This is a genomic window from Pseudomonas sp. Ant30-3 (genome assembly GCF_000690905.1).
GTDB lineage: Bacteria > Pseudomonadota > Gammaproteobacteria > Pseudomonadales > Pseudomonadaceae > Aquipseudomonas.
Genome location: NZ_JMCL01000109.1, coordinates 54,887 through 73,170, shown reverse-complemented (window position 1 = coordinate 73,170; position 18,284 = coordinate 54,887). Strand labels below are relative to the sequence as shown.

At 56.6% G+C, this 18,284-nt stretch carries 13 protein-coding genes and 4 tRNA genes; 9 read left to right on the top strand and 8 right to left on the bottom strand.

The features are described 5' to 3' along the window. Positions 1 to 200 precede the first annotated feature (200 nt). The 3 genes from DU29_RS0124415 (at position 201) to DU29_RS0124405 (ending at position 587) form a co-directional block, all read left to right on the top strand. Positions 201 to 276: transfer RNA gene (locus tag DU29_RS0124415), tRNA-Val, on the top strand. A 54-nt stretch (positions 277 to 330) separates the two neighbouring features. After that, positions 331 to 407 (top strand) — tRNA-Asp (locus tag DU29_RS0124410). A gap of 103 nt (positions 408 to 510) precedes the next feature. Next, positions 511 to 587 (top strand) — tRNA-Asp (locus DU29_RS0124405). Positions 588 to 867: 280 nt separating this feature from the next. Here DU29_RS0124405 and aldA read toward each other — a convergent pair. Genes aldA through DU29_RS0124385 form a run of 4 tightly spaced genes read right to left on the bottom strand, consistent with a single transcriptional unit; the run spans position 868 to position 5,631 of the window. Then, complete coding sequence (aldA, locus tag DU29_RS0124400; RefSeq protein WP_028624069.1) at positions 868 to 2,301, bottom strand: aldehyde dehydrogenase; 1,434 nt, start codon at positions 2,299 to 2,301, stop codon at positions 868 to 870. 19 nt (positions 2,302 to 2,320) lie between these two features. Further along, the gene (locus tag DU29_RS0124395; protein WP_028624068.1) at positions 2,321 to 3,121 is read right to left on the bottom strand and encodes an aldolase/citrate lyase family protein; all 801 of its coding nucleotides are present in this window, start codon (positions 3,119 to 3,121) and stop codon (positions 2,321 to 2,323) included. Between the two features lie 12 nt (positions 3,122 to 3,133). After that, positions 3,134 to 4,318 (bottom strand): L-rhamnonate dehydratase, encoded by a 1,185-nt coding sequence (gene rhmD / locus DU29_RS0124390; protein WP_028624067.1) that lies wholly within the window; start codon positions 4,316 to 4,318, stop codon positions 3,134 to 3,136. A gap of 17 nt (positions 4,319 to 4,335) precedes the next feature. Beyond that, positions 4,336 to 5,631 carry an MFS transporter gene (locus tag DU29_RS0124385; protein WP_028624066.1) on the bottom strand — a complete coding sequence of 432 codons (1,296 nt, stop codon included), beginning with the start codon at positions 5,629 to 5,631 and terminating at the stop codon, positions 4,336 to 4,338. Positions 5,632 to 5,757: 126 nt separating this feature from the next. On the opposite strand from DU29_RS0124385, the gene DU29_RS0124380 reads away from it, so the two are divergent. The 5 genes from DU29_RS0124380 to DU29_RS0124360 all read left to right on the top strand — a co-directional run bounded on the left by DU29_RS0124380 (position 5,758) and on the right by DU29_RS0124360 (position 12,458). Continuing rightward, complete coding sequence (locus tag DU29_RS0124380) at positions 5,758 to 6,699, top strand: LysR family transcriptional regulator (protein ID WP_028624065.1); 942 nt, start codon at positions 5,758 to 5,760, stop codon at positions 6,697 to 6,699. A 184-nt stretch (positions 6,700 to 6,883) separates the two neighbouring features. Next, positions 6,884 to 9,715 (top strand): xanthine dehydrogenase family protein molybdopterin-binding subunit, encoded by a 2,832-nt coding sequence (locus DU29_RS0124375; protein ID WP_028624064.1) that lies wholly within the window; start codon positions 6,884 to 6,886, stop codon positions 9,713 to 9,715. Next, positions 9,708 to 10,247, top strand: a complete 540-nt coding sequence (locus DU29_RS0124370) for a (2Fe-2S)-binding protein (protein WP_028624063.1) — start codon at positions 9,708 to 9,710, stop codon at positions 10,245 to 10,247. The genes DU29_RS0124375 and DU29_RS0124370 overlap by 8 nt, the downstream gene beginning before the upstream one ends. A gap of 2 nt (positions 10,248 to 10,249) precedes the next feature. Further along, a complete protein-coding gene (locus DU29_RS0124365) occupies positions 10,250 to 11,485 on the top strand; it encodes a cytochrome c (protein WP_028624062.1) in 1,236 nt (411 codons plus the stop codon). A 1-nt stretch (position 11,486) separates the two neighbouring features. Further along, on the top strand, positions 11,487 to 12,458 hold the full coding sequence (locus DU29_RS0124360; protein ID WP_028624061.1) for an XdhC family protein: 972 nt from the start codon (positions 11,487 to 11,489) through the stop codon (positions 12,456 to 12,458). Positions 12,459 to 12,667: 209 nt separating this feature from the next. Here the strand turns inward: DU29_RS0124360 and DU29_RS0124355 are convergent, their stop codons facing one another. Then, positions 12,668 to 13,951: an NAD(P)/FAD-dependent oxidoreductase gene (locus DU29_RS0124355; RefSeq protein WP_028624060.1), complete on the bottom strand. Its 1,284-nt coding sequence runs from the start codon at positions 13,949 to 13,951 to the stop codon at positions 12,668 to 12,670. Between the two features lie 183 nt (positions 13,952 to 14,134). Here DU29_RS0124355 and DU29_RS0124350 point away from each other — a divergent pair. Beyond that, positions 14,135 to 14,211: transfer RNA gene (locus DU29_RS0124350), tRNA-Val, on the top strand. A gap of 148 nt (positions 14,212 to 14,359) precedes the next feature. Here DU29_RS0124350 and DU29_RS0124345 read toward each other — a convergent pair. The 3 genes from DU29_RS0124345 to DU29_RS0124335 form a co-directional block, all read right to left on the bottom strand. Further along, positions 14,360 to 14,992, bottom strand: a complete 633-nt coding sequence (locus DU29_RS0124345; protein ID WP_028624059.1) for a hypothetical protein — start codon at positions 14,990 to 14,992, stop codon at positions 14,360 to 14,362. Positions 14,993 to 15,732: 740 nt separating this feature from the next. Continuing rightward, a complete protein-coding gene (locus DU29_RS0124340; RefSeq protein ID WP_028624058.1) occupies positions 15,733 to 16,635 on the bottom strand; it encodes an SIR2 family protein in 903 nt (300 codons plus the stop codon). After that, positions 16,635 to 17,669, bottom strand: a complete 1,035-nt coding sequence (locus tag DU29_RS0124335) for a ParA family protein (RefSeq protein WP_050483169.1) — start codon at positions 17,667 to 17,669, stop codon at positions 16,635 to 16,637. Before DU29_RS0124335 ends, DU29_RS0124340 begins: the two co-directional genes overlap by 1 nt. Between the last annotated feature and the right edge of the window lie 615 nt (positions 17,670 to 18,284).

Genomic DNA, 18,284 nt, shown 5'->3' with positions numbered 1-18,284 from the left:
GAACTGCCGCCTTCGCGAGCAAGCCTGCTCCCACAAGGGAATGCATTTCAAATGTGGGGGCGGGCTTGCTCGCGAAGGCAGTCTTACGGCAGCAACCTCCACGAGGATTGACACCGTTTTGTCTTTTTCAGAAAAACTTCAATCCTGCTATTGACTTAGCTTCGGTAGGTGCGTAAATTTCGCGGCCTCAGAGAAGCAAAGGGTGATTAGCTCAGCTGGGAGAGCGTCTGCCTTACAAGCAGAATGTCGGCGGTTCGATCCCGTCATCACCCACCATTTTTTGAGACTCTTGCGCAAGCAAGAGGGAAGCTGAAAAGCCTCCACCGACGCGCAGCGGTAGTTCAGTCGGTTAGAATACCGGCCTGTCACGCCGGGGGTCGCGGGTTCGAGTCCCGTCCGCTGCGCCATATTTTCCGAGTCAGATTTTCTGATTCGAGATTAAAAGCCTGAGATGAAAATCCCTGAGCTTTTAATCAGACGAGTTACTTGGACGAAAGTCCAAAGCGATACGCAGCGGTAGTTCAGTCGGTTAGAATACCGGCCTGTCACGCCGGGGGTCGCGGGTTCGAGTCCCGTCCGCTGCGCCATATCTGCTTCAAGGCCCACTGAACGCCTTTAAGCTACGAAGAACAACCTCTGGTTATCTTCGATTCGATAGCAAAGACCCTGGTCGAAAGACCGGGGTTTTTTGTGTCTGAAATTTGGCTTTCGTGTTTGTCTATTTACCCAGCGCGCTTTCCAGCCAATCCCTGCATAAAGTTCCCACAGGATCTCTGTCGATCACAAAACCTGTGGGAGCCAGCCTGCTGGCGATGTGGCCATCAAAGTCTACAAATCCGATGGTTTCATCAGCGCACCGCCTCTGGCTCAACCCTGCAGATAAACCGCATGGGTATGCGTGTACTCATACAGTCCATGCTTGCCATCCGCGCCGCCGATCCCGGATTTGCGCACGCCGGCATGGAAGCCCTGCATCGCTTCGAAGTTTTCCCGGTTGACGTAAGTCTCGCCAAAATCCAGCTCGCGCATCGCCTGCATGGTTTTGCTGAGGTTGCGGGTGTAGATCGACGACGTCAGGCCATAGTCGCAATCGTTGGCCATGGCGATGGCCTCATTGAGATCGTCAACGATCTGGATCGGCAACACCGGGCCGAAAATTTCCTCGCGCATAATCTCCATCCCGGCACTGCAACCCGCCAGCACGGTGGGTTGAAAATGAAAGCCGTTCGGTAGATCGGCAATCTGCCCGCCGCTGATCAGACTCGCGCCTTGGCTTAACGCGGTGCGCACCTTGCGGTCGACGCTGTCCAGGGCTTGGCGGTTGATCAGCGGGCCCATTTCGACATCCGCCTGCGCAATCGGATCGCCGTAGCGGGTGGCGCTCATTGCCGCGGCAATGCGCTCGATGAACTGATCAGCCACCTTGCGTTCGACGTACACACGCTCCGCGCAATTGCACACCTGGCCGCTGTTGATGATCCGCGAATCGCGAATGGCTTTCACCGCCAGCTCGAGGTCGGCATCCGCCAGCACAATCGCCGGCGCCTTGCCGCCCAATTCGAGGTTGAGCTTGGTGATGTTCGGCGCGGCAGCGGCCATGATTCGAGAGCCGGTATCGACGCTACCGGTGAAGCTGATCATGTCGACGCCTTTATGCGCACTCAACGCTGCGCCGACTCGACCATCGCCGCACACCACATTGAACACGCCGGGCGGCAGATCGGTTTCGGCGACCAGGCGGGCGAACTCGAAACAATTGTTCGGTGTTTCTTCGCTGGGTTTGATCACGATGGTGTTGCCGGTCAGCAACGCCGGAGCCATCTTGCGCGCGATGAGGAAGAACGGAAAATTCCACGGAAGAATCCCGGCGACGACGCCGAGTGGTTTGCGGAACAGAAAGATGTTTTCGTTCTGGCGATCGCTGGTGATGATCTCGCCCTCGATGCGCCGCGCCCACTCCGCCATGTAGTCGAGATAATCAGCCGTGAAATTGACTTCGACTTCCGCCAGCGCGCTGATCTTTCCCTGTTCCAGGGTGATGGTGCGCGCCAGATGGCCGACGTTTTCCCGTAGCTTGGCGGCGATGCGGCGCAAGTGCCCGGCACGTTCGATAGCCGGTTTGCGCGACCAGTTTTTTTGCGCAGCGCGCGCGGCGGCGAGGGCGCGGTCAACGTCTTCAGCGTTAGACGCCGGGACTTTCGACAGCACTGCGCCGGTGGCCGGGTTGATCACCTCAAGATGTGCGGCGCTGGCGACGAACTGGCCATTGATGAAATTCTGGTAAACAGGCACGGATGACATGTGGCGACTCCTGAACAGATCAATAGGTACGGGACGGTGCCTGGGCGTGGTCCGGCGTGCGATAGCGGGCGAGGGTGGCCGTGGCGCTCTGACGCAGCAGGCTGATGTCGATGGCCACCGCGATGAACTGGCAACCCCAACTCTGATAGCGGCGCGCGTCTTCTTCATTCGGCGCCAGAATCCCGCAAGCCTTGCCAGCCGCGAGGGTGGCCTGCACCGCGTGTTGAATGCGTTCCTGAACTTCCGGGTGACCGGGGTTGCCGGCGTGGCCGAGGCCGATGGATAAATCCGCCGGGCCGATAAACACGGCGTCTACCCCTTCAACGGCGGCGATGGCTTCGACGTTTTCCACGCCGGTGCGCGATTCCACCTGCACGATCAGGCACAACTGGTCATGCGCGGTGCTCAGGTAATCGGGCACGCCATCCCACCGTGTAGCGCGGGTCAAGCCGCCGCCGACGCCGCGAATGCCGTGCGGCGGATAGCGCATGGCGCGGACCAGTGCGGCGGCTTGCTCGGCGGTTTCGACCATCGGAATCATCAATGTCTGCGCACCGATATCCAGCAGTTGCTTGATCAGGTTGGCGTCGCCGTTCACAGCGCGCACCACCGGCGCCGTGGCATAGGGCGCCACGGCCTGCAACTGTGCGAGCACGCCCGGTACTGTATTCGGCGCATGCTCACCGTCGATCAGCATCCAGTCGTAACCGGTCGTGGCGACAATTTCGGCGGCGTAGCCGGTGGCGAAACCGGCCCAGATGCCGAACTGCGTGGCGCTGTTGGTCAGCGCCGCTTTGAATGCGTTGTGGGGCATGTTCATGAGGGTTCCTTATCAGCGGTTATACGGCCGATGCAGTTGGCATTCCGGGTTGAGCGTTACGCCGAAGCCCGGCTGGTCGAGGGCCGACAGGCGCATGCGACCGTTGACCGGCACCGGCTCGCCGAGTAACTGCGGGTGGAACATCGGCACCACTTCGTCAGCCTTCGGCGCCATCATCAAAAACTCGGCGAACGGGCTGTTATGCCGCGTCGCGACAAAGTGATAGCTGTACACCGAAGAACCATGGGGAATGACCAGCGCGTTGTGTGCGTCGGCGAGGGCGGAAATCTTCACCAGTTCGGTGATCCCGCCACACCAGCCGACGTCAGGCTGAATGATGTCGCAGCAACCCATTTCCAGCAGCATGCGGAAACCCCAGCGGGTCGCTTCGTGTTCGCCGGTGGTCACCAGCATGCCTTTTGGCACGTTGTTGCGCAGCGCCGCGTAACCCCAGTAATCGTCAGGCGCCAGCGCTTCCTCGATCCACTTCAAACCGTATTCATGGGCGCCGACCGCCAGTCTGGTCGCGTAGTTGAGGTCCAGGCTCATCCAGCAATCGAGCATCAGCCAGAAGTCCGGGCCGACGCGTTCGCGCATGGTCGCCAGTTCTTCGAGGTTCTTGCGCAGGCCTTCTTCGCCTTCGGCCGGGCCATGGTGCAACGGCATCTTGCCGCCGATGAAGCCCATTTTCTGTGCCAGGTCCGGGCGGGCACCGGTGGCGTAGAACTGCAATTCATCGCGCACCGCTCCGCCGAGCAACTGATGCACGGGCTCTTGGCGGATCTTGCCGAGCAGGTCCCACAGCGCCAGATCGACCCCGGAGATGGTGTTGATGACGATGCCCTTGCGCCCGTAATACAGGGTCGACTGGTACATCTGGTCCCAGATCTTTTCGATGTCGGTAACTCGTGCGCCTTCCAGAAAACGCGCCAGGTGCTTCTCGACGATGTAAGCCGCCGGTTCGCCGCCGGTGGTCACGGCAAAACCGACCGTGCCATCGCTGGCTTCGATCTCGACCACCAACGTACCGAGCACGTTGATGCCGAAGGTGCGGCGGCTCTGCCGGTACTCGGGGTATTTGCTCATTGGCGTAGCGATGTGATCGTCGATCCAGTGGCCGTCCGCCTGATCGTGATAATCCGCGCCGCCACCACGCAGGGTGAACGCACGCACATGTTTGATGGTTGGAATGCCCATGGTGTGACTCCTCAGGTTTAAACGGTGGCCGGTTTGCTCGAAGCTTTTTGCCCGGGGGCGCGAACACCCAGGACCAGCAACGCGGCCATGACAGTGGTGGACGCCAGCACATAGAGACCGGCGGCCGGGGATTGGAAGGCGCCTTCAGCCCAGTTCTTCAGCACGGGGGCGATGAACCCGCCGAGGGCGCCGAACGAGTTGATCAGGGCGATGCCGGCTGCGGCGGCGCTGCCCGCGAGGTAACTGGACGGGAACGTCCAGAACACCGGTTGCACGGCGATGAAACCGGAGGCAGCGAAGCACAGGGCGATGATGCCGAGGAACGGACTGCTGAAGGTCACCGAGCAGGCGATACCGGCGGCCGACATCAGCAAGGTCAGGCAGGCGGTGCGGCGGCGTTCGCCGGTGCGGTCGCTGTACGCCGGGATGAAGTAAGCGGCGACGATTGCGCAGATCCATGGAATGGCCGTGACCAGGCCAACCATCAACCCGACTTTGGTGCCGAGCAAGCCGCCGACCTGAGTCGGCAGGTAGAAAACCACGCCGTACACACTGGCCTGGATCAGCAGATAGATCAGGCACAAATAGAGCACTGACGGTTGGCACAGCACGTTGAGCAAACTGCGGCCGTGGTTCTGTTTATGGCTGTCTTCCTGATCGAGCAGCGTCTGGATCTGCACGCGCTCTTCGGCGGTCAGCCATTTGGCATCCGATGGGCGATTGTCCAGGTACCAATAAGCCCAGATGCCCACCGCAGTGGCCATCAAACCTTCGACTGCAAACAGCCACTGCCAGCCGTGGAAACCGGCGAAGCCATCCATTTCCAGGAGCAGGCCGGACAGCGGGCTGCCGAAGATGAATGCCAGCGGCGCGCCGAAGTAGAAGAACCCCATGGCCTTGCCGCGCACGGCGTTGGGAAACCAGTAGGTGAGGTAGAGGATCACGCCGGGGAAGAATCCGGCTTCGGCCACACCCAGCAAAAAACGCAGCAGGTAGAAGGTGGTTTCGTTGTGGGCGAAGACCATGGCTGCAGAGACCAGGCCCCAGGTGACCATGATGCGGCACATCCACAAACGGGCGCCGACGCGGTGCAGGATCAGGTTGCTCGGCACTTCGAGCAACGCGTAGCCGACGAAGAACACCCCGGCGCCAAAGGCGAAAGCGGCGTCGCTGATCCCGGTGTCGGCTTGAAAGGCTTGCTTGGCGAACCCGACGTTGGCGCGGTCGAGAAAGGCCATGATGTACATCAACAGCAGGAAGGGCAGGAGCCGCCAGGAAATTTTGGCGAGCAGAGGCGCGGGTAGAGTCTTCATCGCAGTTTTCCTTTGGGAGGGCATTTGTTCTTATGGGGAAGACTGTACGGCGGTGAATCGATGCGTTACAAATCGAATCTAGCTAACAACTGATACCTTCACGGTATCGATGAAAAAGAGCTCGCCATGACCACTCCAGCCATTTCCCGCAGCTTGCTCAATCGCCTGCGCTACAAGCATCTGCACATGCTCGTCGCGCTTAGTACCAGTCAAAACCTGCACCGCGCCTCGCAAAGCCTGAACATGTCGCAACCGGCGGCAACGCGCATGCTGCATGAAATCGAAGACATGTTCGGTTGCGATCTTTTCGAACGTCTGCCTCGCGGGATGCGCCCGACGGCGTTGGGCAGTGAGCTGATTCGTTTTGCCGAGTCGGCCATCAGTGGCCTCGACCGTTGTGCTGAAGACCTGATCGCGCGGCAGCAGGGTGGCTACGGTTATCTGTCGATCGGCACCATCATGGGCGCTGCGCCCGACCTGGTCATGGACTCGATTGCCGAGATCAAATCGCTTAATCCGCAACTGCGCATTCGGATCATGGGGGACACCAGCGACCAGGTGATCCAGCTGCTGGAACAGGGCCGTATCGACCTTGCCATCGCACGGCGCAATGCCGCCACCGACAGTGAGCACTACCAGTTCGAGCAGTTGGGCAACGAGCGGCTGTTGGTGGTGGTGCACGCCGGTCATCCACTGGTGAAGCGCAAAAAACTCGACCTCGCGGAACTGGTCAGCGGCTGGCCATGGATTCTGCAACCGGAAACCAGTCCGGCGCGAATTGGCCTGGATCAGGCCTTGCAACGCCAGGCCTTGCCGACGCCGGCCGACATCATCGAATGCAGCTCTGTCTATTCGATGCAGCAACTGATTCAACTGACCGACGCGATCATGGTGCTCTCTGAAACCGCGCTGCGCGACTACCTGAAAATGGGTTTGGTCGTCGCGTTACCGGTAGAGCTGGACGTGCAATTGGCGCCATTCGGTTTGCTCTTGCGCAAAGGCGAACACATCAGTCGCGAACTGGGTTTGTTCATCGATTTACTGCGCCGCAAAGCTGCAATTTTCTGATTCATCGGTCAGATATATGTAACCAGTTGTTTTCTAATTTCATATAAATCTATAAAGTTAACCTTTCGGTCAGCTTTGCACTGTCAAATCAGCCCTTTGCTTCGTCAAAAAGGGCTTCTGCACGACTCGAGATTCCCAGAATACAAACACAAGGGCGGATCCATAACCGCCCAGAGGATGATCCATGTCCAACCGTGATATATCCCGGCGCTCGTTCCTTCAGGGCGGGCTGGTAGCCGGCGTGAGTGTGACGCTCACGCCGCTCAGCAGTCAGGCGCTGGCGGCCTTGATGGAAAACAGCGTGACGGTGCCGTCCGAGCAGTGGCTCGGCAACAACGGCAAGGCGCGCGCACGTAACGATGCCTTGTCGAAAGTTTGCGGCAGCAAAGTGTTTGCCCGCGACATCCGCGCCAAGGACATGCCTGGCTGGCCGCAGCAGCAGGGTCACGCCATGCTGCTGAAAATCACCAAGGCTGATCGCATCTACGCGGGCTACGACTTGACGTGGCTCGGCGCCGACTTGCAGCCGGACCGCATCGTCACCGCCGCCGACCTGGACAAAGACGGCATCGTTTTCCCGGAGGAGCACGCGCCAGATCCGCTGCTGCCGGAAGGCAAGGTGCCGATGTTCATCGGTCATCCGGTGGCGATCCTGATCTGGAACGATTTCGAACGCTTCCGTCAGGCCAAGGCCAAACTCAAATTCAATGACAAAGCCATCCGCTACGGTGCGCAGGTGCCTTTCTACGAAGGCGATCCCTACGGCAGTTTCCGCTACGTGCGCGTCGGCGGGGCGACTTCGGCGGACGAAGATGAATTCGCCAGCCTCAAGGACTCGATCCTCTTTCCGATGCTGCGCAACCGCCGACCGGTGTGGGATTCCCAGCCGAACCTGCACGGCAACCTGACCGAGCGCGGGCTGTTCTATGCCGATCGGATGAAGCAGCAAATCGAGACGCCGCCGGACAACTGGCTGGTGTTCGACGAGCGCTACAAAACGCCGTCGATCGAACCCGCCGCGCTGGAGCCGGACAACGGCAACGGCTGGTACGACCCGGCCACGAAAACCCTGCATTTCGTGGTCGCCACCCAGTGTCCGCTGGAAACCGCCACCGACACGGCGAAGATGATCGCGCCGTCGCGTTTCGGTCTGGCCAACCTCAATTTGCACCCGGGATATACGGTCGGCTACGGCTCCAAGGACCACAATATTTTCGTCTACTACGCCGCGCTTGCCGCGTTGTACGGCGCCGGTGTGCCGGTGCGACTGGCCAACGATCGCTACGAGCAATTCCAGAGCGGCATCAAGCGTCACCCGTTCGACATTCGCTATCAACTGGCGGTCGACAAGACCGATCACAGCTTCAAGATTTTCCGCGCCGAGATGAGTGTCGACGGTGGCGGACGCATCAACTACAGCCCATCGGTGGCGGCGGTTGGCGCAACCGCAGCGCAGTCGATTTACTACATGCCGCAGAACGACTTGCAGGTCACTGCCTATCATTCCCGCGCTGTTGAAGCCGGATCGATGCGCGGCTACGGCACCCTGCAAAGCATGGCGTCGACAGAAATGATGGTTGACGAAATTGCCGATCGTCTCGGTGTCGACGCGATTGACCTGCGCCGGAAAAACGCTCTGCGCTCGGGCATGAAAAACACCCAGGGTGCAATACCGGCCGGTGCCTTGCGTCTGCATGAAATTCTCGACAAGGCCGCTGTTCACGAAGTCTGGAAAAACCGCGCTGCGATCAAAAAGCAGCGCGAGGCCAAAGACCCGGACAACTGGTACGGCGTGGGTTTTGCGATCTGTCAGAAAGACTTCGGCACCGGTTCCGAAGCGCCGATGGCCAGCGTCGAATTCAACGCTGAAGGGCGCATCCACTTGCGCCATATCGGCATTGAAATCGGCACCGGCATGTCCACCTCGCAAGCACTGGTCGTCGCCGACTTCCTCGGTAACCCGGCGCACGAGGTGAAGACCGGCGAGACTGAATGGCACGAGTTGCAGATCATCACCGGCGGCAACCCGTACACCATGAGCCAGGCCGAGCAGGACAACTGGCTGCGCAATCCGCGCTGGGTCGGCAAGATTGCTTCGGCGTCGTCCGCGACCAACTCTGCCTACTACTTCAGTCACGCCACCCGTGAAGCGGCCCGCGTGCTGTTCAACCACGGCCTGTGGCCGGCGGCGTTGCAGATCTGGGGCCAGGGGCCCTATGGCGGCCAGGCCAACCCTTATGTGGTTCGCCGCGAAGACGCGCATTGGGTCGACGGCAAACTCACCGCCAACGGCATGCAGCCGCTGACATTTGCAGAACTGGCCAAACATGCCCACGAAAAAGGCCTGGTGACTGGCGCGACCGTGCATGGTTTCAACCGCTGGAGCTGGGCCGAGTCCGAGTTCAGCATCGATGGCGTGCGCGAACGTTTGCCGCTCGATGGCCTGGCGGTCAAGTACGGCGACGGCGCGCCGAGTGTGAAAAAAGCGCAGATGAACAGCGCCGGTTTCCATCTGCTCGACCGTCAGAACACGCATTACCCGGACACCCAGCTGAACAACGCGGCCGTGACTTATTACAGCCCGGTCGCGACGCTGGTGGAAGTGAAAGTGAACAAGGGTTCAGCCGAAGTCGAGGTGCTCAACCATCACTCGTGGGTCGAGTGCGGGCGGGTGCTGGTTGAAGAGTTGGTCAGGGGTCAACTCGAAGGCGGCATCGCCATGGGCATCGGCCACGCGCTGATGGAAGACATGCCGCTTTACGAGGGCGGGCCGGGGGAGGGTGACTGGAACTTCAACCGCTATCGCTTGCCGATGGCGCGGCACGTTGCGGTGTGGAAACAGACCGCGGAAATCCTGCCGCCGCTGTCGCCGAGCGACCCGTCCAAAGGCATTGCCGAAGTGGTGATGATCCCGGTGGTCGGCGCGATCGGCAACGCCGTGGCGCACGCCATCGGTAAACGTGTTCGCGACCTGCCTCTCACTTCTGCCCGCATCAAGGAGGCCCTCAATGGCTAACCGTCCGCTTCAACTGACCCTTAACGGTCAATCCGTCGGCCCGGTGGACATCCCTGATGACCTGCCGATGATCGACTATTTGCACGAGTACAAAAACCTCACCGGCTCGCGTCTCGGCTGTGGTCAGGGCATCTGCCACGCCTGCGTGGTAATCGTCGACAACCCGGACGGCACCAGCGAAGAAGTGCGCACCTGCATCACCGGTGCGCATTACTTCGAGGGCAAGAAAGTGCGCACCATCGAAGGACACGCGACTCGCGATGAGCAAGGTCAGGTCACCGGACTGAACCCGATCCAGCAGCGTTTCGTCGATGAATTCGCGTTTCAGTGCAGCTACTGCGCGCCCGGTTTCGTGAATGCCGCCACGGTGTTGGTGGAGAAGCTGCAGCGTCAGCCGATCGTTAAAAGCCAGCTGGAAAAAGTCATTGAAGACAGCCTCGGTCACCATATCTGCCGCTGTACCGGCTACGTCCGCTACTACAGCGCCACGCGCAACGTGCTGACTGATCTCGGCCTGGTCAAGGAGGGTTAAGCATGAAGCATTTACTTTCCCGCCTGGCGTTGGCGGTCGGTCTGGCTGCGCCGGCGTTGATGGCGCAAGCAGAGGATCAGGTTGCGCGTGGCGAATACCTCGCGCGCGCTGCCGATTGCGTGGCCTGCCACACGGCACCGGGCGGCGCGCCGTACGCGGGCGGTCTGCCGATCATTTCGCCGTTCGGCACGATCTACGGCACCAACATCACCCCGAGCAAGAAGCACGGCATCGGCCTTTACAGCGATGAGGAGTTCTTCGCCGCACTCACCAAAGGCAAACGTCGTGATGGCGCGAACCTGTATCCGGCGATGCCTTACACCTCGTATCACCTGATGCCTCGGGCGGATTCAGATGCGATTCACGCGTACCTGAGAACGTACGAGCCGATCGAGCGTCCGGCGCCGGTGACCAGCCTGAGTTTCCCGTTCAACGTGCGGCTCGGCCTGACCGGCTGGAACATGCTCTACGGCAAGGACATGAAGCTGGCGCCCACCGAGGGTAAAAGTGAAGCGTTCAAGCGCGGTCAGTACATGGTTGATGTGCTCGGCCACTGCGGCGAATGCCACACGCCACGTGGCTTGCCGGGTGCCATGCAACTGGACAAACGCATGACGGGCGGTGTGCTCAATGGTTATCTGGCACCGAGTTTGCTCGCCGATGATCTGGCGGCCCGCGGCTGGAATCATCAGGACCTGAGTTCGTTCCTCAAGCACGGCATGAGCGCGCAGGGGACGATGTTCAACGAGATGTTCCCGGTGTTCCACAACAGCACCCAGCGCCTCAGCGATCCGGATCTTGCGGCGATGGCGACGTTCCTCCTTGGCGATCAACCGCCGGCCGCCAAACTTGTCGCCGACGTGCCACTGGATCAATTGGCTGCCAGCGCCAAACGTGGCCGTCAGGATTACCTGAACGTCTGCGCCGGTTGCCACGCTCCAGAAGGCGAGGGCAAGCCGCACATCGCTGTGGCGATGCGCGGCAATACCACGTTGCGCCTGGAAGACCCGCGTAATTTGCTGAGGGTGATTGAGGACGGGATCGGCGAGCAGCAATTTGTCGGGTTCGAACGCATGCAGCCGATGCCGGGGTTTGCCGACAAGCTGAGTGACGAGCAACTGACTGATCTGTTGAATTACCTGCGTCAGGGTTGGGGCGGGCAATCGGCTGAACTTGCGGTCAGTGACGTGCAGAAGCTGCAAGCGGACGCACCGCCCGCCGAGCACAAGGCGCACTGACATGCAGCATCTCGACCTGCAAGTGATACGCCGGGCGCTGCAATGGTCTACGGCCGGTCAGCGCATCTGGCTGTGCACAGTGCTCGCCACCTATGGCTCGGCGCCGCGTGCGCCGGGCTCATTGCTGGCAGTGAACACTGAAGGGCAATGGATCGGCTCGTTGTCCGGCGGTTGCGTTGAGGAGGATTTCCTCGAGCGTGTCGCTGAGGGGGCGTTTACCGAGGCGATCAGCGTCGTTCGATATGGCGAAGGCGATGACTCGCGCTCACGCGTGACGCTGCCCTGCGGCGGCGTACTCGATGTGCTGGTGGAGAAACTGGAAGCTGACTGCGATGTGCAGGCGCACTTGCGCGAGCTGGAGTCGGCGTTGCTCGGTCAACGTCGATTGATCCGCGAGATTGATCTGGCCAACGGTGCGCGCAGCCTGTTCACGGATCGCGAGCAGGGTGCGCGTATCGAGCGTGAGATTGATCGGGTTCGGGTGCGCATTGGCGCTGCGCAACGGCTGCTGCTGGCCGGGTATTCCAGCGTCGCTCAGGCGTGTGCGGAATTTGCGGTCGGCTTGGGTTTCGAGGTGATTCTGTGTGATCCGCGTGACGAAGTGCTTGATGGCGTGGTGCTGGAAAATGTCGAGATTCGTCGGCAGTTGCCTTCGGTGTTCATCGCCGACGGCGGCTGTCACAGTGATACGGCGGTGGTGGCGCTAACCCATGATCCTCGTATTGATGATCTGGCGATGATGGAGGCGGTGCGCACTGATGCGTTTTACATCGGCGTGATGGGCTCAATGCAGACCTCACAGAAACGCTTCGAGCGATTGCGGCGGATTGGCGGTTTGGACGAGGCGCAGCTGGCGCGGATTCACGCGCCGATCGGGCTCAACCTGGGCAGTAAAACCCCGGCGGAAATCGCGCTGGCGGTGCTGGCCGATATCCTCAGGATCCGCAGCGGTATCTCCCGGGATCGACTCTAACGCCTTGCAGCGATCTCTTAGTAGCCACGCACGGATCCAGGGATAGACACGGACCCTGTGGGAGCGTGGCTTGCCCGCGAAAGCGTTATGTCATTCAGCAGTGTGGTGGATTGACACACCGCCTTCGCAAGCAAGCTTTGCTCCCACATCGAGCTCCCCGTATGCCATAAAATAGGGCCGCATCAAGCGGCCCTTTCCTTATCCAGCCCTCAAAACCCCAGCCTGTCCCGCAACCCGTAATACCAGGCGCCCAGCGCCGCAAAGGGTGTGCGCAACATCTGCCCGCCTGGAAACGGGTAATGAGGCAGGTCAGCAAACGCATCAAATCGCTCAGCCTGCCCACGCAACGCTTCCGCCAGCACTTTGCCGGCCAGGTGCGTATACGTCACGCCGTGACCGCTGCAGCCTTGAGAATAATAAATATTGTCCCCCAACCGTCCGACCTGCGGAAGACGCGACAGCGTCAGCAGGAAATTGCCGGTCCAGGCGTAATCAATCTTCACGTCTTTAAGCTGCGGGAACGCCTTGAGCATTTTCGGCCGGATGATCGCTTCGATGTTCGCCGGATCCCGCGCGCCGTAAACGACGCCGCCGCCGAAAACCAGGCGTTTGTCACCCGTCAGACGGTAATAGTCGAGCAGGTAGTTGCAGTCTTCAACGCAGTAATCCTGCGGCAACAGACTCTTTGCCAAAGCATCGCCCAGCGGCTCGGTGGTAATCACCTGAGTGCCGCAAGGCATCGACTTCGCGGCCAGTTCCGGCACCAGATTGCCAAGGTAGGCGTTGCCGGCAACGATGATGAACTTGGCCCTGACCTTACCCTGCGGTGTATGCACCACCGGGTTCGCGCCGCGCTCGATACGCACCGCCGGTGACTGCTCATAAATAGTGCCACCCAGCGACTCCACGGCAGCCGCTTCGCCCAGTGCCAGGTTCAACGGGTGGATGTGACCGCCACTCATGTCGAGCAGGCCGCCCACGTAATGATCGCAGCTCACCACTTCACGGACGCGCTGTTGATCCATCAGCTCCAGCTGCGTATGACCGAAGCGTTCCCACAAACGCTTCTGGGATTCGAGATGGCCCATCTGCCTGGCAGTGATCGCAGCAAACACGCCGCCGTCTTTCAGGTCGCACTGGATATTATATTTGGCGACGCGCTCGCGAATGATGCGGCCGCCCTCGAACGCCATCTCGCCCAGCAGTTGAGCCTGCCGGGGGCCGACCGTGCGCTCAATGACATCGATGTCGCGGCTGTAACTGTTAACGATCTGACCGCCGTTGCGGCCCGAAGCCCCGAAGCCCACTTTCGCGGCTTCCAGCACGGTCACCTTGAAACCGTTTTCCAGCAGAAACAGGGCAGAAGACAGCCCTGTGTAACCGGCGCCAATCACGCACACATCCGTCTCGATGTCGCTGTGCAACGCCGGGCGCGGCGGCACCGCATTGGCCGAGGCCGCGTAATAGGACTCTGGGTAGGAAACGTTCGCCATCCGGCAGCCTCTGTTTAATATATTTTACGAGTGCGTCGATCCTACCCGAGTTAAAAATCGACCGCCAGCTGGCGGAAAATCTTCGTCGCAACGGCGAAATTAAATATTTTGCATATTCATAGGGTTAGCTCAAAAAAAGGTGTTGACACCCCTTCGGAATTCCGTAGAATGCCGCCTCACAGCAGGCACGTAGCTCAGTTGGTTAGAGCACCACCTTGACATGGTGGGGGTCGTTGGTTCGAGTCCAATCGCGCCTACCAAACAAAATCCGCTCTGCTGGGCGGTCTAGAAAGGCTCACCGAAAGGTGGGCCTTTTTTGTTGCCTTAAATTCAAGCAGAACATTCACAAAATATAGGGTTCGTTCACATTGGGCAATGTGAACGCGAAATCGACGTTCTTGCTTGTGGTTAAATGTCGCGGTGATTTAATTGTTTGCCTAAAGCTTGGCTGCGTTTGAGGCTCTTAGGAAGTTGCACATACACGCGACCTTGTCGGGTGAGTTCTACGGTGCCGTTATGTTCGATTAGGGCTTGATACTCAAGCTCATCCAGTGCGGTCGCTACCTGTAGGCGATCAAGACCTAAGCGATCAGTTAACACAATAGGAAAGGCGTTCATATTGCGGATAGTGAGTCCTGCAACGCACATCACCACGTCATGAGCGTTATCCGTTAGACCGGGCTTTGGTGGATTCATCAATTCACCAATTTTCCCATTGGTAGCATCTATTTCTGCATCAGCAGCATCAAGCTGATTATTCGCATCGACTACTGCCCAGATGAAGCCTCCTGTCGTGAGCAATGCAATCGTGGACACTGCTAAGAGTGTCCAGAGCGGCACGGTAACCGGCTGGGCTAGCCAGCCGAGGATATCTATTAGAAAATCCCAAAGCCCTGAGATTACGGGGCTAAAAAACGACAAGCTCAGTTGAGATTCAACCCACTTTGTTATGGGTACTGCTGCAATTGTCGCGAGCAGCCACCCAAGAATCTTTCTGGGGGTCTTCAATTTTGAGATCGATTTCACGTTGTCTGCCTGCATTTTCTCACCTGTATCCACCCGACTTTGCGGATGTTAGCAGACTCATTCGACCAGAAACTAAACTCCCGGTCGCACCTAAAGCACATAAATCTTGAAGCCCATGTGGGTCGCGGTTTATCGCGTGCATACAGAGGTTGGTGTGTGCATTGGAAGGTAATTTGATCATGAGTGTGCAGTCGTTTCCTCTTGTGAAGAACCGCTCAAGTGCTGCCTTTACAAGCTCTGCTAAGGACTACGTCGCGAGGCCAACCGTTCGACAGACTTATAAACCAAGCTGGGGTGACTTGCGTGTGGAGGGCCAGATCAAATGAGTGAGCGGTGCAGTATTTAGAATAGGAACGATTGCGGCGGGTTATGGCTGAAATTTGTCGAGGCGTGTTGGAGTGTGAGGCAGAGAGGGCGCCTGCACGTGTGGGGGGCATTCCAGTCATAAGCCGTAGATTGCGCTTGTCGAAAATGGGATGCTAAAAGCCTAGAAGAAAGACCATTCTATGGATTTAAGTTTTCGGTTTTAGCCTGCTAATGGTAAGGCGAGCTAATATGAATAATTGTCGCTACTGTCATCATGCCCTAAGGCGCTTCTAGTATGACGTTTTAATCGAACCTTGGTTTGAGGCTAAACATCCGCCGCAGCTTTGTCACGTATTCGTCCACATTAAGAGTTGACTTACTACTAAGGGGGGCGAAGAGGAAAGTAAATTTTCAATGTGGCTGGTCTCTAAAAATTCCCACCAAATACGTTACGCGACGTTTTCGTCGGGAGTTAAATTTTTGATTGCTTTAATACTCAATTCTCTTCGTCTAATGTTGACCTCTGCTAACAGGCTCTGAAATTTCTGAGTCAATTCTGCATGATTATTTTTGTCGCTGTAGGGCATGATGAAAATCTTTCGCAGGTCTTTATTGATTTCAATATACTTTTCGGATGGTTTGCCAGAGAGGAAGATGTAATGTGGTCTGGCGCTAGGAATGTTGTGTGCGTAGTTTTCGATAATTTGAGCTATTGCAGGATCGGCTAGTGAGAAACCGACAAAAAGTACAGTGTGCGTTAGCAATATTGTTTCTATAAATTTAGAGTATGCCCAGTTGCCATATGCTTTTTCTGAGTAGTCTTTTTTTGTGAAAATTATTGTATCTATATCATCGATCGAGCCATGAATTTTAAATAAATAGTCCTGCGCGTCTCGAAATGCTTGAAATGAGTCATCATCGATTTCCTTGACGACCCTGTGATGGTGTGTTGCTTCAGGATTGGTAGCTAACCATGCTGCTTCAAGATACCGGTCAAAGTTTGTCGTAAGAACCAGACGTTGTTTTAGTTCCATTATTGTTTTTTGAAGGTCTGTCGGAGATCCAATTTGATCGTATTCAGCCAATAATAATTTCTTCCATTCATCTACTCCGACCCCTCTACTGATCATTTCACAAGCCATCAGATAGTCTTTTTGATTGATTAGCTTCACGGCATGTGTTTTGATTTTTTTGTCAGTTAGCTTGTTTGCTGCGTCAAGAAGGAACTTACTCCAGACTTTTATTCTGGTTCCACCGTTCGTAACGACTCCCGCACTTACGCCAGCGCCCACAAATATAGCGGCCTTTTTTTGAGCTAAGTCGTTTACCAGGTCGGGGTTAAATAGGGCCATTACCTCTTCTCCTTTGCGGCCTCTTTGATCAGTATGTCCATATTTTCCATAAAACGTAGCGCAAGTGCTGTATAGATGTCTCTCGCTTGTTTTCTTGTGACTGTATAACTACCTTTCGCTTTGACGTTGATCATTGGTTGATGCAGGGTTTGTGATTTTGGAGCGAGGCTAGCGAGATGTTTGATTTCTCCTAAATGTGTCTGTAGCGATGTAGGATAAAAATAACTTAAGTGTTGTGATACTACGCCAGGCAGCTTTTTACTTATTTGATCGTAAGCTTCGACAATCCTCGTACTGCCCGCTTTTTCGCGGCGCTCTTTATGCTGCTGGGTAACATAACCTAAAAACAGAAGGCGCTTACGCTCAATATCCGGAACTTCATTTGGGTCCTCAGAGTTCTTCATGCCAAATGTTAGGTCTTTTTCCCATACTTTTACGGCTTCTCCAATATTCTTTAAAGCCCAGCTCGAGAAAATATCAATTGACATAGGTACCAGGAAGAAATCCACGGCTAATAGAATTGCTCTATTGATTGCTCCTAATGATGGGCCCATATCGAAGAAAATATAGTCATAAGATTGAGCTTGCTCAATCAAGTTGTGAAATACTAGAGTTGTACGAAGCCCCCTGATACCACCTGCTTTCGCATCACGCCAGTCTTGAGCAAGAAGGTCCTCTTTTAGTGCCAGGCGTGGATCTCCAATTATTACGTCGAAACCAAATTCGTCGATAGTTTTAATTGGTAGCGTTGTTTTATAGCCCTTACCTGTCGATAGCGGATGAATGACACTGTATATCGACTGAGGGTCTTTGGAGCTATAAGTGTCGAGGAATTCATCGTCGGAAAGTACATACTGAGTCAAATTACACTGTGGGTCTGCATCTATAACCAGTACTTTTTTTGCGTGGTTTAATCCAAGCTCAGCGGCTAAGTTTGCAACAAGAGTGGTCTTCCCAACGCCGCCTTTATTGTTGAAAAAGCAAACCGATTTTGTAATATTTTTTTTTGCTGGAGAGGCTTTACGACTTGTCATGGGTTTCTCTCTGTGAGCTTGTTTATGCTTTCGGTGCGCGGTACGTTAGTCTGTGTCTCTGCAAAGGGTAGCACATCAATAGCTTTGCTTTAAACAAAAATTTATTTGTTGTAATTATTGTTTTATAATTGTATGTGTGAAGAGCCTAGTTAAATCCGTGAGGGGCGAGTTTCTACGTCGATCAAAAAGAAAGGAGCTAATGGCTAGTTGTATGTATAGTATTATGTTGATTTTGTAAGTGGTAAGTCCTTGTTGTGCTTGGTCTTCGTAAAGGGGAGGCGGTTTTACTAATGTTGCCGTGAGAGCAATAAGTTGTTTGTGTGTATATATTTACAACATTGGCGTTCAGCTAAATTAGCTATGCTGCCTACACCGTATACCTAAAGAAGCTCTACATTGGTAGTGTGATGATGACCATTTTTAGTTTGCATCGCTGGGGTGGGCAGTGTCGGTATACTAGCCAGCGGTGCTTTGGTGCTGGTATTTAGAGAAACGATAGGTGTGTGCCTACCCGGCAGTGTCATCCGCTTGTCGTGTATGTCCAGTTCGCTGGGTACCGGAGTAACTCGATTAAAAATGTTGCTCTTATCCTTACCTCTGTTATCTTCAGCGCAG